Here is a 15,378-nt window from a genome sequence, read left to right as displayed (position 1 = left end):
GAAGGGAACGCTCCCGTGGGCGGCGGTATGCCGAAGCCGGCGGAATCGCCGGAGTGCGAAGCGGGAGCGGTTACCCCTGGACGCGGATTCGGCGGGGCCCGGCGACACGGAGGACGAAGACGGTCTTCGCGGCGATGGCGGCCTGATACATGGCATCCTCCTTGGTGAGAGCGGACTGGACTGCCGGAGCCCGACGGGCGCGACAGCCCTCCAGCCTATATCTGAGAGTTCGCTGAACGCAACAATCGCTTTCCGGGGTCCCCGGAAAGCGATCGCGGCGCCCCGATGGGACGACTCACCCGATGAGCGCCGGCACCCCGGCCTCGCGGTCGAGCAGACGCTGCTTGACGTCGAGTCCCCACGCGAATCCCCCGAGCGCTCCGCCCGTGCGCAGCACGCGGTGGCACGGGACGAACAGCGCGGGAGCGTTGCGCGCGCAGATGGAAGCCGCTGCCCGAACGGCGTTCGGCGACCCGAGGTGGGTTGCGAACTCGGCGTAGGTCAGAGGCCGGCCGGGCTCGATCCGGCGCAGCGCGTGCCAGCCCGCGTGCTGCATGGCGGTGCCGTGCTGGACGACGGTCACGTCGTCGATGGCCGAGAGATCACCGTCGTAGTAGGCGAGCGCGGCGGACGCGGCATCCGTCACCCCTTCACGGACGGTCGCCGGCCGGTCGGCCGCGCGGAGCCTGCCGAGGATGCGGTCGACGTCGTCGGTCCAGCCCGAGACGAGCACGCGCTGCGCATCGTCGGCGAGGATCGTGAACGGCCCGTCGGGCGTGGAGATGGTCTGTCTGGTCGCGATGCTCATGCGATCGCCTCCTTATCGAGAGCGGATGCCGCACCCCGGCGCGCACGCGGGGGCTTCGGCGGAACCGCGCGCCACAGGTGCGCGGTGAGGTAGCTGCGCCACGGCGCGGTGCGCGCCGCCCACGCAGTGAGGGGTTTGGGGTCGGACGGCAGCCCCGCCGCCGCGGCGCCGGAGCGCACGGCGACGTCGCCCGGCAGGAAGACGTCGGGGTCGCCGAGCACCCGCATGCGCACGTAGTCGGCCGTCCACGGGCCGATGCCCGGCATGGCCAGGAGCGCGGCGCGCTGGTCGTCGGCGTCGTCGCCGGTGGTGAGCACGAGCGAGCCGTCGGCGAGGGCGGCCGCCGCGCCGACGATGGAGCGGATGCGCGCCGCCGGCCCGCGCAGCACCTCGGCGCCGTGCTCGGCGATCGCCGTCATCGCGGGGAACAGCCGCGTCGCACCGTCGAAGCCCTCGACGGTGTCGCCCAGCGCCACCGTGAGCGCGGACAGCGCCGTGCGCGCGGCGACCACGGTGATCTGCTGCCCGACCATCGCCCGGATGAGCATCTCGTGCGGGTCGGCGGCGCCGGGGACCCGGATGCCGGGGAGACCCGCCACCAGGGGCGCGAGCTCGGGGTGCCGCGACAGCGCCTCATCGACCGCGATCGGATCGGCGTCGAGGTCGAACAGCCGGCGAGCGCGGGTCACGAGGGTCGAGAGGTCGCCGAGGTGGGTGAGTCTCGCGCGCAGCCGTACGCGGCCGTCGTCGTCGAGGCGCAGCTCGAACCAGGCCGGTCCGCCGGCGAGGCGCAGCGTGCGCGCGAACGACGTGGACGTCGCCGTCTCGGCACCGTCGACGGCACGCGCGGCCATCCAGGCGAAGAGCCCGGCGGCGTCGAGCGGACCCCGGTGGGGCAGAACGAGGTCGATCGCGCCCGGGGTCGGCGCGGCGACCCGCGTGCCGGGGAGCACGCGACGGCGTGCGCGCAGTTCGAGCGGTGCCATGCCGAACACCTCGCGCACGGTGTCGTTGAACTGGCGCACGCTCGCGAAGCCGGCCGAGAACGCCACGTCTGCGGCGGGCAGGTCGGTGCCCACGAGCAGCATGCGGGCTGTCTGCGCGCGGTGGGCGCGGCTGAGGGCGAGCGGCCCCGCGCCGAGCTCGGTGGAGAGCAGGCGCGTGAGATGGCGGGGAGAGTAGCCGAGGCGCCGCGCGAGGCCCGGGACGCCCTCGCGCTCGACGACGCCGTCGGCGATGAGCCGCATCGCCCGCCCGGCCGTATCGCCGCGCAGGTTCCACTGCGGCGAACCCGGCGCCGCCTCGGGCAGACACCTCTTGCAGGCGCGGTAGCCCGCCTCGTGCGCCGCTGCCGATGTCGGGTAGAACGTGACGTTCGACGGCTTCGGCGTGCGCGCGGGACAGCTCGGGCGGCAGTAGATCCCCGTCGAGCGCACGGCCGTGACGAATTGCCCGTCGAAGCGGGTGTCGCGCGAGTCGATCGCGCGGTACCTCTCGTCGAAGGTCATCGACGCCGGCGCCGAGGCGCCGTGGGTCATGACGAGGCTGCTCATGCCCCTAGCCTGACATGCCCCTCCGACAACCGCTCGCGGAAATCGGACACGACGGTTCGGCCCCGGATCCGAACCGGACCGGTCCGAGACGGGGGCCGGCCCGAGCCGGCGAGCCGAACCGGCCGGGGCGCCCGCCCCGGCCGGCCGTCCCCGCTCACCCCGTCGCGATCGCGAATCCGCCCGCGGGCAGGACCACCGTGCCGGCGCCGCGCCGCAGGGTCTCCCGCACAAGCGCGCCGTCGGCGTCATACACGCGGATCACCGTGTCCGAGCCGCCGCCGACCCGCGCCGTCGTCGGCTTCGTCGCGGCCGCATGCAGCAGCTCGACCCGCACGTCGCCGTCGAGCACGAGCCGCGACACCGCCGGTCGCACCAGCAGCGCGTCCAGCTCGAGGGAGCCGTCCGCCACCGTCACGGTGACCGAGGCGCGGTTCGCCGCCACCGCTCGGTCCAGCGCACGCGGCAGGAGCACTCCCGGCACGGGCGAGATCCCCTGCGGCGGCGCGTCCTCGGCGAGCTCGCCGAGCCGCCCGCCCGCCGCCGTCCACGTCGACGTGCTCGGCGATCCCGGAGCCGACCAGACGACGGGCTCGACCGCCCGCACCGTCCCGACGCCGCCGATGTCGAAGACCGCCGTCTGGCCGGCCTCCAGGCGCAGGCCGCCGCCCGACCAGAGCGACTCCCCCGTCCACGGCGTCGGGGTGATCACCGTCCCGGTCGTGCTGGACGCTGCTTCGGCCTCGACCACGCGCAGGCCCTCGCGCTCCTCGATCTGCGTGCTCGCGAGGGTGCGTGCGGCGACGTCGGGACGCTCGTCGAGCGCGAGCATCGTCAGCAGCGCATGGATCGTGCTCTCGGCGCCGCTGTTGCGGTTCACGTCGCCGTTCGGCTGCAGCCCGTCGTAGCCGATGCCGGTCGCCGGGTCGTACATGACGGCGCCCGCGTGGTTGGCGCCGAAGAACCACGCCGCCTGCATCGCCGCGAGCTCCTCGAACCCGCTCGAGCCGGTGGCGTCGGCCACGGCCAGCAGCGACTGCACGCGGGAGTCCGCGCCGTACGCGATCTGCACGCGGTCGGCGGGCGTCGGGAACCAGCCGTTGTCGGGGCCGCCCGCGGTCAGCAGCGTGGGTGTGAAGACCGCGGCGTCGCGCACCGCCGGAGCGGCCAGCGCAGGATCGTCGAGGACGACGGATGCCTCGGCCAGCGCGGCGGGCATCTGCGACCCCCACGCGTGCCACATGCTGCGCGACTCCGCCCAGGGCAGCACCGCGCCGTACGGCCACGAGTCCGGGCCACCCGCGCCCATGGCGGCGATGCCCTCGGCGAGCGCACGCAGCGCGAAGCGCGCGTCGGCATCGGCGGGCTCGACCCGGACGCGGGCCGCGAGCCCCAGGACCGCCTCGGCAGAGGCATCCGCTCCGTTCACGATCAGCCATGCGGGCACCCGCATGCCGTCCGAGTCGGTCCACTCGCCGTAGCGCACGAGCACCTGGCGCTGGATCGCGTCGACGGCGAGGTCGAGGCGCTCCTCGAGGAAGGCGGCGAACGCCGGGTCCTCGTCGTGGAACGCGGCGTATCCCTCGCCCAGCGCCCAGATGGTGCGCGCCAGCCAGTAGCTCGGGCCGGAGTCCGACGGATCGGGGAGCTCGACAGGCTCGGCCGAGGGGGTGAGGGTGCCGTCCTCCTGCATCCACAGCACGACGTTGCCCGCGTTCTCCCCCTCCGTCGTCTGCAGGTATGCGATCGACCGCAGCAGCTCGTACGCCTTCGTGCGGCTGCCGTCGTCACCCGTCTGCGTCCAGTGGCGCAGGTACACGACGGCAGCGCGCGCGATGTCGTCGGCGTTGTACGCGCCCTGCCGCCACAGGCCGGTCTCGGGGTCGATCCCGCCGCCGCCGACCCGCTCGAACGTGCCGCCCGGCCGCGCGTCGGCGTACGTCCACGGCAGGACGAGCGTCGGCTCCTCCGCGAGCCGGTACGTCGTGTGCCCCTCGACGCCGGCCGGAGGCGTCGCCTCATCCAGCAGGAAGTCGAGGTGCGCGAGATTGGCGAGAGGAGCGGATGCCGCGGCCGCGGCGGCCGTCGCCGCTCGAGGCTCGGCAGTGGTGACAGCGGTGGCGGGGGCGCCGAGCCCCAGGACGAGTGCGGCGGCGGCGCCGAGGGCGGCCGTCGCGAGCGCACTCCGTCGTGCGGATGTCTTCATCGTCGTTCTCCGATCGTGCGATTCAGGGTCCGGCGAGGTCTGTGCGCTCGAGGAGGGCGACGCCGATCTTGGAGTCCGCCATGCCGTAGAACACGAAGAGCCGCCCGTCCACCTCCTCGATCGCGGTCGGGAAGACGACGTTCGGCACGATGCCGCTCCGCTCGTCGTCGGTCTCGGGGGCCAGCAGCGGCTCCGGCGTGCGGGCGACGACGCGCGAAGGATCCTCGGCGTCGAGGATGAGCGCACCCGCGGCGTAGTTGACGCGCTGCTGCTGCGCGAACGCGCTGTCGAGGACGCCGGTCACCCCGTGGTGGATCACGAGCCATCCCTCCGGGATGCGCAGCGGCGGGGGGCCGCCGCCGATCTTGAGCTCCTCGAAGGCGTACGCGGGGCCGGCGACGAAGCGGTGCTGACCCCACAGGGTGAGCTCGGCGATGTCGTCGAGGACCGCGTCCAGCGGCACATAGCTGATCCAGATCGACTGGCGCTGGTCGGTGACGCCCGCGGGGACGCGGATTCCCTGGCCCGGCTTGGTCTCACCCAGGTCCCACATGGGGCGATGGAGCACCGCGAGGCTGCGCGTGCCGTCGGGCGCCGTGACGGGCTCGGGGAAGAACACCGTGTCCTTGTTGTGGAACAGGTTGAGGTCCATGTCGAGCGCGTCGTCGTACCGGAACAGCACCGGACCCAGGCGGCGCCATTCGCGCAGGTCGTCCGACACGGCGATCGCCGTGCGGGGCCCGAGCGGGCCGTAGGCGACGTACGTCATGACATGGAGCCCCAGCGCATCGATCCAGGTCGTGCGGGGATCCTCGACGCCCGCGTTGCCGACGCCGCGCTCCCACCCGCGGTCCGGCTCGAGCACGACCCCCTGGCGCTCGACGCCGACGGGCACGCCGTCGTCGACGACGACCTTCGCCAGTCCGACGCGCGAGACGTTGCCCGCCGCGACCAGGCGCGGCAGGAGGTAGAGCTCGCCGTCGGATCCGCGGCCGGATGCCGGGTTGAGAACGCCCTCGGCCTCGTTCGGCTCGTCGGGATCGGGCGTCATGACGACGCCCATGCGGGTGAGGCGGTAAGGAATGGACTCGTGCATGATCAGCCTTTCACCCCGGAGCCGAGGTCGTTCGAGGTGAAGTAGCGCTGGAGCAGGATGAACAGCGTCACTGCGGGGACGGCGAGCACGACGGCGCCCGCCATCATGGCTCCGAAGGGGTTGGCGGTCGAGGCCGCCACATTGGAGATGAAGTTGGCGAGCGACACCGCGAGCGGCTGCATCGACGCCTCCTTCGTGATGAGGAAGGGCCACAGGAACTCGTTCCACGGGCCGATGAACGTCAGCAGCAGCGCCGTCAGCAGCGCCGGCCGCACGAGCGGCAGCGCGACGTTCCAGAGCAGCCGGAACTCTCCCGCGCCGTCGATGCGCGCCGCCGAGAACAGGTCCTTCGGCAGCTGGAGGAAGTACTGCCGGAAGATGAGCACCGCCGTGGAGCTGATGAGGAACGGCAGGATCATGCCGAAGTAGTTGTCGGACAGCCCGAAGTCCCTCGCGATCATGACGTACAGCGGGATCATCAGCATCTGGAACGGGACGACCTGCACGAGCAGGAGGACCGCGAACGTCGTCCCCCGGCCGCGCCACTGCAGCACCGCCAGCGCGTAGCCCGCGAGCACCCCGAAGACGAGGGTGCCCAGCAGCACGCCTCCGGTGAAGATGCCCGAGTTGAGCAGTCCCTGGGCGAGGTTGATCCGCTCGTTGATGGCGACGTAGTTCTCGCCGGTGATGTTCGCGGGGTCGGGGAACGCGCCCCCGATCGTCGGGTCGACGTCGGTCTGAAGAGATCCGACGACCATGTACCAGAACGGGAAGAGGAAGGCGAGGGCTCCGAGGCTCAGCACCACGTAGAGCGCGACCTTGCTCCCGAGCGCGCGCCTCACGACTCATCACCCCCGACGAATCGCCGCTGTATCGCGGCGATCACCAGGACGCCGATGATGAGGATGACGCCGATGGCCGCCGCAACACCCGGATTCGACTGCTCGATCCCGCGCTGATACATCAGCAGGACGGGCGAGGCGGATGCCCCGTTCGGGCCGCCGCCACCGGTGAGCAGGTACGGCTCGGTGAAGAGGTTGGCTCCTGTGATGGTCGACAGGAGCACGACCAGGAACGTCGCAGTGCGGACCCCCGGCACCGTCACGGAGAAGAACTGCCGCAGGCGTCCGCCGCCGTCCACCGACACCGACTCGTAGAGCTCCTTGGGCACGTTCTGCAGAGCGGCCAGGTACAGCAGGATGTAGAACCCGAGGCCCTTCCAGGTGACGAAGAGCGCGATCGTCGGCATGGCGAGCACCGGGTTGATGAGCCACGAGGGGTCGGGGGCGAGGGGGCCGAGCACGTTGTTGACGAGACCGTCCCTCGAGAACAGGAACAGCCAGACCGCGACGACGGCGACCGACGCAGTGACGTACGGCACGTAGTAGCTCACGCGGAAGAACGTCCGCGCGTGGACGACCCGATCGAGCGCGGTGGCGAGCACGATCGAGAGGATGACCGTCAGTGGCACGTTGATGATGAGGAAGACGCCCACGTTGCGGAAGGACTGCCAGACGTCGGGATCGGTCAGCACCTGCACGTAGTTGTCGAACCCGACGAACGGCCGATCGACGACGGCTCCCGGCGCGGCGAAGAAGTAGTCGTGGAACGAGATCCACACCGCGAACACGATCGGGTACGCGAACACCACCAGCACGAACACGATGTAGGGGGCGGCGAACAGGATCCCCAGCGGGTGCTCGCCGAGCAGGCGGCGCTTCTTGCGCCCCTCGGGCGCCTCGCCCTCGGAGGGCGGGGGCACGGGGTCCGGTCCGGGGTCGCCCCCGGTCCGGCCCGCCGCGCCCGCGACATCCGTGGTCATGTCAGTTGCCCGCCGCCAGCTCGTCGACCTGGCCCGCGGTGTCGCTGAGGAAGGTGTCGACCTCGGTCTCGCCGAAGATCACCGCCTCGGAGTAGCCGTCGCGGAAGGTCTGCCAGATCTCGACCGAGTTCGGGACGTTGGGCACCTCGACCGTGCGCGAGGCCTGGTCGCCGAACTGCTCGTATGCCGGGTTGGCCTCGAAGTAGTCCGGGTAGGTCTCGGTGAGGTTCTGGCGCAGCGGCATCTGGCCGGTCTCCTCGAGCCAGATGCCGTCCTGCTCCTCGCTCGTCGCGAACTTCAGCACGTCCCACGCGGTGGCCTTGTTGTCGCACGCCGTGAACAGACCGACGTTCTTGGCATCGCTGAACGTCCAGGTCTCCTCCGGCGCCGTGCCGTCCTGCGTGGGCACGGGGACCGCGCCCCACTCGACGGCGTCGCCGTAGACGGAGATCGCCCACGGCCCGACGATCGCCATCGCCGAGTAGCCGTCGGCGAACGCATCGCCCTGGTACTGCTCCTGGCCGGCGAGCTGCTCCTCGTAGAGCGTGCGCCAGAAGTCGGCGACCGCCTTGCCGTCCTCGGAGTCGAAGGTCGCCGCGCCGTCCTCGACCAGCTGCGTGCCGCCCGTCTGCGCGGCGTACAGCGGATAGAAGTCGAACCACGACTGGAAGAACTCGCTCGTCGGGGCCGGGTTGATCGCGAAGTTCGCGGCGCCCGACTCCTTGATCGCGCGCGCCGACTCGAGGAACTCGTCGTACGTCGAGAGAGCGGGGCTCTCGGGGTCGAGCCCGGCTTCGGCGAACATCGCCTTGTTGTAGAAGATCATGACCGGGTTCGACTTCCACGGCATCTGGTAGAAGCCGCCGTCCTCGGAGCGGTACTGCTCGGCGAGGTCGCCGCTGCGCTCGGCGATGTAGTCGTCGCCGTCCTCGAACTCGGAGAGGTTGACCAGACCGCCCTGCTTCTGGAAGGCCGGGACGGCCGCGGGCGAGGTGTTGAAGATCAGGCAGGGCGCGTTCCCTGCCGTGATCGCCGCGCCGATCACCTCCTCACTGGAGGCTCCGGCGGGGATCTCCTGCGCCTTGATCTGCTCGTCGGGGTTCTCGGCGTTCCATGCCTCGACCATCTGCTTGCCCCACGCGATCTCGGCCTCGTTGTTCGAGTACCAGATCGTGATGTCGCCGCGACTGTCGAGGCCCTCGGCCTGACTGCCGCCGCCTCCTCCGCCGCCGCAGGCGGTGAGAGTCAGTGCTGCCGCCGCGGCTGCCGCCGCGATGAGTATGCGTCGTCGCATGATCGCTCCTTGCTCAGTCGCGGCCGGCGCCGCGGGGGTGGTGTTGGGGTGCGGGGCCGGTGGACCCGCGGACGATGAGGGCCGGCTCGGCGAGCTCGGCATGGGTGGGCGTCGCACCGGCGAGCGCGTCGAGCAGCGCGCGGGCGGCGACGGAGCCCCACTCCCGCGCGTCGGTGGCGACCGACGTCAGCGCGGGGAACAGGTGACGACCGATGTCGGTGTCATCGAAGCCGGTGATCGAGAGGTCCTCCGGCACGCGGAGACCTTCGCGCTGGGCGACCCCCAGGCCGGCCATCGCCATGTGGTCGTTCGAGTACACGATCGCCGTCGGACGCTCGTCCCGCGCCAGGAGCACCCTCGTGGCGTCGGCGCCCTCGGCGGCGCTGAAGTCGGTCTCGACGACGAGGGTGTCGATGCCGGCGTCCGCCGCCGCGCGGGTGAACGCCTCGGCCCGGCGTCGCGCGTGGAGCATGCGGGACGGACCCGCGACGTGGGCGATGCGGCGGTGACCCAGCCCGGCCAGGTGCGCGACGGCACTGCGGATGCCGGCGCCGTCGTCGACCGAGACCGACGAGAACGGGCTGTCGCCGTCGGGCCGGCCGAGTGTCACCGCGGCGAGCCCGAGCGATGCGACCAGGGCGATGCGGTCGTCGTCGGCGCGCAGATCGGTCAGCACGACGCCGTCGACGCGGCGATCCTCCGCGAGTCCGCGGTACGTCTCGGTCTCCTGGCGGCCGGGGGTGGCCACGGCGAGCACGAGCACCTGGCCGGACATCGAGAACACGTCCTCGAGGCCGGCCATGAACGAGTGGAAGAAGGGATCCGCGGCGACGACGTCTGTGGAGCGGCCGATGACCAGCCCGCACGCGAACGACCGCCCGGTGCTGAGGGCGCGCGCGCGCAGGCTCGGCGTCCAGCCCATCTCCCGGGCGACCTCGAGGATGCGCGCCCGACTCTCGGGCGAGACGCCGGGCCGGTCGTTCAATGCGAACGAGACGAGGCCCTTGCTCACGCCGGCACGTCGCGCGACATCCGCGATCGTCGGGCGAGCTGCGTCTTCCATCGGAACTCCCTCGTTCCCGGTGGACTAAACCGGTTCAGGCGATACTAAACCGGTTTGAGCGGGAAAGACACCCCCTTGTGCCAGGGCACAAGGGGGTGTAGTCGGCTGGCCCCCTCGAGGTGTCAGCGGAGCACGCGGCTCAGTGGAAGAAGTGGCGCTCGCCCGTGAAGAACATCGTCACGTTCGCGGCACGGGCGGCCTCGACGACTTCGTCGTCGCGCACGGAGCCGCCCGGCTGCACGATCGCGCTGATGCCGGCATCCAGCAGCACCTGCGGGCCGTCGGCGAAGGGGAAGAACGCATCGGACGCCGCGACCGACCCGGCCGCGCGGTCACCGGCGCGCTCGACCGCGAGCCGGCACGAGTCGACGCGGTTGACCTGGCCCATGCCGATGCCGACCGTCGCGGAGCCCTTGGCGAGCACGATCGCGTTCGACTTGACCGCGCGACAGGCCTTCCACGCGAAGATCAGGTTCTGCATCTCATCGGCGGCGGGACGCTCGCCCGAGACGAGCTCCCAGTCTTTCGCGACCGACTCGATGTCGGACGGGAACCGGTCGGCGTCCTGCAGCAGCAGGCCGCCCGAGACGAGGCGCACGTCCATGCGTTCCTGCTGCCAGTCGGCGGGCAGCTGCAGGAGGCGCAGGTTCTTCTTCGCCTTGAACACCTCGAGGGCCGCCGGCTCGAACGACGGTGCGACGATCACCTCGGTGAAGATGTCCTTGAGGTTCTCGGCCATCTTGAGCGTCACCGTGCCGTTGGCGGCGATGACGCCGCCGTAGGCCGACACCGGATCGCACTCGTGGGCCCGCAGGTGGGCGCTCGCGATCGGATCGAGCGCGTTCGGCGCCGCCACCGCGATGCCGCAGGGGTTCGCGTGCTTGATGATCGCGACCGCCGGCTTGACCATGTCGAACGCGGCGCGGAGGGCGGCATCGGCGTCGACGTAGTTGTTGTACGACATCTCCTTGCCCTGGAGCTGGGTCGCCTGCGCGATGCCATGGCCGCCCACGCGCGTGTAGATCGCGGCGCGCTGGTGAGCGTTCTCGCCGTAGCGCAGCGTCGCGAGGCGCTCGGCCTTGATGGTGAGGTGCTGCGGCAGGTCGGCCGTGCTCAGCGTCTCCTCGGCGAACCAGGTCGCCACGGCCTTGTCGTACTCGCACGTGTGGGCGAAGGCGCGCGCGGCGAGCTCGCGGCGCTGCGTGAGCGTCGTGCCGCCGGTGCCGAGGGCATCGATGATCGCGGGATACGACTCCGGCGAGACCACGATCGCGACGTTGGCGAAGTTCTTGGCCGACGCGCGCACCATGGCCGGGCCGCCGATGTCGATCTGCTCCACGACGTCGTCGCCCTGCGCACCCGAGCGCACGGTCTCGACGAACGGGTAGAGGTTGACCACCACGAGCTCGAACGGCTCGATGCCGAGCTCGGTGAGCTGCTGCAGGTGGTCCTCGAGGCGCAGGTCGGCGAGGAGGCCCGCGTGCACGCCGGGGTGGAGCGTCTTGACACGGCCGCCGAGCGACTCGGGGAAGCCGGTGACGGACGCGACATCGGTCACCTCATGCCCGGCGTCGCGGATCGTCGCCGCAGTGGATCCGGTCGAGACGATCTCGACGCCGGCTGCCGAGAGCGCCTCGGCGAGCTTGAGGAGGTCGGTCTTGTCGCTCACCGAGACGAGCGCGCGGCGGATCGGGACGACGTCGCGGTGACGATACAGGGCGGGGTCGTGGCTCGGGCCGGCCATGGAGGCTCTCCTCGGTGGTGGGGTCAGGAAGCGGCGGACGCAGAGGCGGTCTGCAGATCGAGCTCGCCCGTCGCGATGCGGCGGACGACGTCGATGAGCAGCCGGCGCTCGACGGGCTTGATGCGGTCGTGGAGCGTGTGCTCGTCATCGCCGGGCAGCACGGGAACGCGCTCCTGGGCGAGGATCGGGCCGGAGTCGACCCCGTTGTCGACGATGATGACGCTGGCCCCGGTCTGGGCGACGCCGGCGGCGATCGCGTCGCGCACGCCGTGCGCTCCGGGGAACTCCGGCAGATACGCCGGGTGGGTGTTGATGATGCGCGGCGACCACTCGTCTACCAGCTGCGCGGGCAGCAGGCGCATGAGGCCGCTCAGCACGACGAGGTCCGGCTTCCAGACGCCGAGCTGCGCGCCGAGCTCCGCGCCCCACGCCTCGCGCGAGTCGAACTGCGCCCACGGGACCATGAACGACGGGAGGCCGTACTCCTCGGCGTGTGCGAAGCCCTCGGCCTCGCGGTCGGCGCCGACGACGACGATCTCGGCGGGGTACCCGGGGTCGGCGGCCGCATCGAGCAGAGCGCGCAGATTCGACCCTGTGCCCGAGATGAGGACGGCGACCGTGAGCACCCGGCTAGTCTACCGGCGCGGTCGAGCCCGGCCGTCGGGGCCCGAGATCCAGCGTCGCATGGTCGTCGAGGGCGGTGTCGGGCGCGGCATCCGGAGCCGTCGAGGGGTTCTCGCGGAGCTGGCCGCCCCCCATGCCGTCGTCGGCGCGTGACAGCGGCCCGCGCTCGCGTCCGCGCGGCGCCAGCAGCAGGATGGACGCGCCCACCAGCACCTCGAGTCCGACCGCCAGCGCCACCGGTCCGGGCTCGGGGCCGAGCTGCGTCAGACGCCCGGGTCCGAGCGAGCCGGAGGCAAGAGCGGCGAGCATCGCCGCCGCGGCGGCCGCGAGCACGGCGATGCCGGCCGCGACCACCGCGCGCGCACCGAGCGGGTCGTCGTCATCGTCGGTCGGCGGCGATGGGTCCGGCTCGGGCTCGATCACCGGCGCGGACGCCAGCAGGCCGGTGAGGACGGACGTGCGCCCCTCGTCGGCCGGCGCCCCTGCGGGCGTCGTCGGGCGCTGGGGCGTCGTCGGGCGCTCGGGCGTCGTCGGGCGCTCGGGCGCCGCCGCACGCCGTCCCACGAGCCGCGACCGCGCGATCCAGCCGGCGAGCGCGCCGAGCGCGACGGGCACGAGCGCGAGCAGGAGCAACCACGGCGACGTGGAATCCGGGATGGCCCCGAGAAGCGGGATGCCGGGGACCACGCCGGTCTGCGTCCCCGCCGGCGACACCGACGTGCCGGCCCCGACGGCGAAGCCGGGACCGGCGGTGAAGGCGACGGCCCACACGACCAGTGTCGGCAGATACGCGAGCTGGGCGAGGGTGACGACGGTCGCGCCCAGCGCGTCCACGTTGCCGGCCTGGAACAGGGCGACGACCTCTCCCCCGCGCAGCACCAGGGCGACCCCGGCCAGGACGGCGCCGAACCCGATCAGCCCCACTACGACGACGGCCGCGCCGCGGGCGACGAGTCCCGGCACCTCGCCCCAGCCGTGGGGTGCGGCCTCGACGCGGTCGCGGAGCCGGGCGACGACGCCCGAGCCCGCCTCGCGCCACTCCGTCACGACCGCGCCCGCCAGCGACATCGCACCGAACAGCGCGGTCGGGACGAGGATCGCCTGCCACAGTTCGGCATCGACCACGATGTTCTGCGCCGTGAAGCCCGCGATCGCCGCGAGCACGCCGAATACCGCTGTCCCCGAAAGCACGCCGGTCATCCAGGCATCGGCCTGCGACGACCGCACGCCCGAGCGCGCCGCGAAGATCGCAGTGAATGCCGCGAACGCGAGCGGGAAGAGCGAGAGGGTGAAGGATGCCGCGGCCGGGTCGATCCCGGCCGCCGCGAGGTACTCGGCGGGCAGCGCCACGAGCATCGGCACGAGGTTGCCGAACTGCCACACCGTCACGGCGGACGGCCACAGCGCGGACCAGTCCGCGCCGGCCCCGAACGTGAAGACGAAGAGGAGGGTCAGCGGCGCGAGGGTCGCCGCGACGCCGACGGCCGCCGCGATGGCGGCGTCGACGGCGGAGAGGAAGGCGACGATGAGGCGATGCATGCGCCATCGACCCTACCCAGGCGCGGCGCGGGTCCCGGGGCGGCGGTCCGGCCGGTCGCGGCATCCGGAATCGTTCGAGATCGCGGGCGTGCGGGCACTAACGTCTTCTGCGGAGGTCTTTCATGAGCACAGCCCCGTCGCCCGCAGCCGACACCATCGAAACCCCCGAGCCGCGCAACGGCTTCGACCGATTCTTCGACATCACGCGCCGCGGATCGACGGTCGGCACGGAGGTGCGCGGCGGTCTCGTGACCTTCGTGACGATGGCGTACATCGTCATCCTCAATCCGATCATCCTGTCGAGCGGCGTCGACGTCGACGGCAACAGCCTCGGCTTCACGCAGGTGGCCGCGGTGACGGCTCTGACCGCCGGCGTCATGACCGTGCTGTTCGGCCTCATCACGCGCCTGCCGTTCGCGTTCGCCGCCGGCCTCGGCATCAACTCATTCCTCGCCGTCGCCGTGGTCGGCCAGGTCACGTGGCCCGAGGCGATGGGCCTCGTGGTCATCAACGGCCTCATCATCGTGCTGCTCGCGGCGACCGGCCTGCGGCGCATGATCTTCGACGCCGTGCCCATCCAGCTGAAGCTCGCCATCACGGTCGGCATCGGTCTGTTCATCGCCTTCATCGGGTTCGTCGACGCCGGCTTCGTGACGTCGACGGGCGCGTCCTCTCCCCCGGTCGGGCTCGGCATCAACGGCTCGGTCGCCACCGTGCCGACGCTCATCTTCGTCTTCACGCTGCTGCTGACCGGCATCCTGGTCGCACGCAAGGTGAAGGGCGGCATCCTCATCGGCCTTGTGACGGGCACCGTGGTCGCGGTGATCGTCGAGGCCATCTGGAACATCGGCCCGAAGTTCGACGGCGACGAGGTCAACCCCGGCGGCTGGGGGCTGTCCGTGCCGGAGCTGCCCACGTCGCTCGTGAGCGTGCCCGACCTGTCGCTCATCGGGCAGGTGTCTCTCGGCTCGTTCGAGCGCATCGGCTGGCTGGCTGCCCTCATGCTCGTCTTCACCCTGGTGTTCACGAACTTCTTCGACGCGATGGGCACGATGACCGGTCTGTCGAAGGAGGCCGGCCTCGCCGACGCGAAGGGCGACTTCCCGCGCATCAAGTCGGCGCTCATCGTCGAGGGCGTCGGCGCGGTCGCGGGCGGCTACGCCTCGGCGTCGTCGAACACCGTGTTCATCGAGTCCGGCGCCGGCATCGGCGAGGGCGCGCGCACCGGCTTCGCCAACGTCGTCACGGGCCTGCTGTTCCTCGTCGCGATGTTCTTCACCCCGCTCGTCTCGATCGTGCCGAGCGAGGTGGCGGCATCCGCTCTGGTCATCGTCGGCGCGCTCATGATGGCGCAGATCCGCTACATCGACTTCTCGGACTTCTCGGTGCTGCTGCCGGTCTTCCTGGCGATCACCGTCATGCCCCTGACCTACTCGATCGCCAACGGCATCGGGGCCGGCTTCATCTCGTGGGTGATCGTGCGGTCGCTGTCGGGCAAGGCCAAGGAGATCAGCCCGCTGCTGTGGGTGGTCGCCGCCGGATTCGTGCTCTACTTCGCGCGCGGGCCGCTCGAGAGCCTGCTCGCGGGCTGAGCCGTTTCAGGGAGCGGATGCCTCGGCCGAGGCATCCGCT

Annotated in this window: 12 protein-coding genes; 1 reads left to right on the top strand and 11 read right to left on the bottom strand. The window is 71.7% G+C overall.

Translation table 11 applies throughout. The annotated features are described in order from the left end of the window. Positions 1-295: 295 nt before the first annotated feature. From OB08_RS10175 to OB08_RS10125, 11 genes are all read right to left on the bottom strand, one after another. Entirely contained in the window at positions 296-808 is a 513-nt protein-coding gene (locus OB08_RS10175) for a methylated-DNA--[protein]-cysteine S-methyltransferase (RefSeq protein ID WP_461474341.1), read from the bottom strand. Next, the gene (locus OB08_RS10170) at positions 805-2,346 is read right to left on the bottom strand and encodes an AlkA N-terminal domain-containing protein (protein WP_461474556.1); all 1,542 of its coding nucleotides are present in this window, start codon (positions 2,344-2,346) and stop codon (positions 805-807) included. Before OB08_RS10170 ends, OB08_RS10175 begins: the two co-directional genes overlap by 4 nt. 169 nt (positions 2,347-2,515) lie before the next feature. Then, the gene (locus OB08_RS10165; RefSeq protein ID WP_461474340.1) at positions 2,516-4,564 is read right to left on the bottom strand and encodes a hypothetical protein; all 2,049 of its coding nucleotides are present in this window, start codon (positions 4,562-4,564) and stop codon (positions 2,516-2,518) included. 22 nt (positions 4,565-4,586) lie between these two features. Then, positions 4,587-5,660 carry a glycoside hydrolase family 130 protein gene (locus OB08_RS10160; protein WP_461474339.1) on the bottom strand — a complete coding sequence of 358 codons (1,074 nt, stop codon included), beginning with the start codon at positions 5,658-5,660 and terminating at the stop codon, positions 4,587-4,589. A 2-nt stretch (positions 5,661-5,662) separates the two neighbouring features. Beyond that, positions 5,663-6,502, bottom strand: a complete 840-nt coding sequence (locus tag OB08_RS10155; RefSeq protein WP_461474338.1) for a carbohydrate ABC transporter permease — start codon at positions 6,500-6,502, stop codon at positions 5,663-5,665. Next, positions 6,499-7,482: a carbohydrate ABC transporter permease gene (locus OB08_RS10150; protein ID WP_461474337.1), complete on the bottom strand. Its 984-nt coding sequence runs from the start codon at positions 7,480-7,482 to the stop codon at positions 6,499-6,501. Before OB08_RS10150 ends, OB08_RS10155 begins: the two co-directional genes overlap by 4 nt. 1 nt (position 7,483) lies before the next feature. Beyond that, on the bottom strand, positions 7,484-8,776 hold the full coding sequence (locus OB08_RS10145; protein ID WP_461474336.1) for an extracellular solute-binding protein: 1,293 nt from the start codon (positions 8,774-8,776) through the stop codon (positions 7,484-7,486). A 13-nt stretch (positions 8,777-8,789) separates the two neighbouring features. Then, positions 8,790-9,839 (bottom strand): LacI family DNA-binding transcriptional regulator, encoded by a 1,050-nt coding sequence (locus OB08_RS10140; protein ID WP_461474335.1) that lies wholly within the window; start codon positions 9,837-9,839, stop codon positions 8,790-8,792. Positions 9,840-9,978: 139 nt separating this feature from the next. Then, positions 9,979-11,583 carry a bifunctional phosphoribosylaminoimidazolecarboxamide formyltransferase/IMP cyclohydrolase gene (gene purH / locus OB08_RS10135; protein ID WP_461474334.1) on the bottom strand — a complete coding sequence of 535 codons (1,605 nt, stop codon included), beginning with the start codon at positions 11,581-11,583 and terminating at the stop codon, positions 9,979-9,981. Positions 11,584-11,606: 23 nt separating this feature from the next. Then, positions 11,607-12,209, bottom strand: a complete 603-nt coding sequence (gene purN, locus OB08_RS10130) for a phosphoribosylglycinamide formyltransferase (RefSeq protein WP_461474333.1) — start codon at positions 12,207-12,209, stop codon at positions 11,607-11,609. A 4-nt stretch (positions 12,210-12,213) separates the two neighbouring features. After that, positions 12,214-13,746: a cell division protein PerM gene (locus OB08_RS10125; protein WP_461474332.1), complete on the bottom strand. Its 1,533-nt coding sequence runs from the start codon at positions 13,744-13,746 to the stop codon at positions 12,214-12,216. A gap of 122 nt (positions 13,747-13,868) precedes the next feature. On the opposite strand from OB08_RS10125, the gene OB08_RS10120 reads away from it, so the two are divergent. After that, the gene (locus OB08_RS10120) at positions 13,869-15,338 is read left to right on the top strand and encodes an NCS2 family permease (RefSeq protein ID WP_461474331.1); all 1,470 of its coding nucleotides are present in this window, start codon (positions 13,869-13,871) and stop codon (positions 15,336-15,338) included. The last annotated feature ends 40 nt before the right edge of the window (positions 15,339-15,378 follow it).

Source organism: Microbacterium sp. HJ5 (assembly GCF_054824025.1).
This window is presented reverse-complemented; position numbering and strand designations above follow the sequence as displayed.